General features: G+C 53.8%; 1 protein-coding gene. It reads left to right on the top strand.

What is annotated here, in order from left to right:
* Positions 1–225 precede the first annotated feature (225 nt).
* Positions 226–1161: an IS110 family transposase gene (locus J1G18_RS27820; protein WP_135295914.1), complete on the top strand. Its 936-nt coding sequence runs from the start codon at positions 226–228 to the stop codon at positions 1159–1161.
* The last annotated feature ends 39 nt before the right edge of the window (positions 1162–1200 follow it).

Genomic DNA, 1200 nt, shown 5'->3' with positions numbered 1-1200 from the left:
CGACGCCTTCGCGAGCAAGCCCGCTTGTATGTTTAGACTTGAAGGGGTGGGCGGGACTACAGACTCGATTCTGACTCTGACCAGTACAGACCGTGGGAGACTTCTCGTCCCGCCCCTTCTACCCAAAGCGCCAATAAGGAATTCATCGGTAAACCGACGACAGAGACAAGCCAGCGCAACGGTAGACCCCAACAAGCTCTTAAACCCTAGCTCCGAGGATTCGTCATGACAATCCTTACTTCGCAGACGGTTGTTGGTATCGATATCGCCAAGGCCGAAATCGTTGTCTATCGCGCCGACCTGGAAACCATTGAAGCGGTCAAGAATGATCGTGCCGCCCTCAAACGTTGGCTCAAAACTCTGCCCGCGCAAAGCGCTATCGCTGTCGAAGCCACCAATATCTACCATTTGGAGACTGTTGATCTGGCTCATGCGATGGGACATCAGGTCTATGTGGTGGATGCTTATCGAGTCAGCCACTATCGTCGCGGTGTCGGTCAGCGAGCCAAAAATGATCCCTGCGATGCACGCGTGCTCGCACGCTATCTGACGAATGAACAAAGCAAACTGCGGCTTTGGAACCCGCCTCCTAAAGCCTACACCGTACTGAAAAGCTTGCTGCACAGACGCGCGACGCTGATTCAGAACCATACGGGTCTGATGTTGAGCTGGGCCGACGAACCCTTGCTGAAGAAAGAACGTACGGCTCAGCAAAAGGCATTCGAGCGATCCGACAAGGTCATTCAAAACCTGCTGCGCAAAGTCAGCAAAGAGGCCGGTATTGATGACAATATTGGCCGCTGCAAAGCAATCGAGGGCGTGGGAGAGCTGACTGCAACGGGGTTGGCAACGACCTATATGCGCGGTGACTTTGCCAACAGCGACGCGTTCATCGCGTTTTTGGGTATGGATCTGACGGTGGACGATTCGGGGAAAAAGAACGGCCCGAGGTTCCTGAGCAAAAAAGGAGATCCGGAGATCCGTCGACTAGCCTACAACGCCGCAATGGCGGCGTGTCGCTCAACCAAGTGGAAGCCTTTTTACGAGTCTTACCTGGCCAGAGGCTTCTCGAAAACACAGGCATTGGTAGCTCTTGCTCGCAAGCTCTGCCGAGTGGCATTCACCCTGATGAAGAATCAGGGCGAATACCGATCAGTTTGAGATTCTAGGGTTGCTGAGCAACATAGAATCTCCCACAGT

Source organism: Pseudomonas sp. MIS38 (assembly GCF_019891575.1).
GTDB lineage: Bacteria > Pseudomonadota > Gammaproteobacteria > Pseudomonadales > Pseudomonadaceae > Aquipseudomonas > Aquipseudomonas putida_A.
This window is presented reverse-complemented; position numbering and strand designations above follow the sequence as displayed.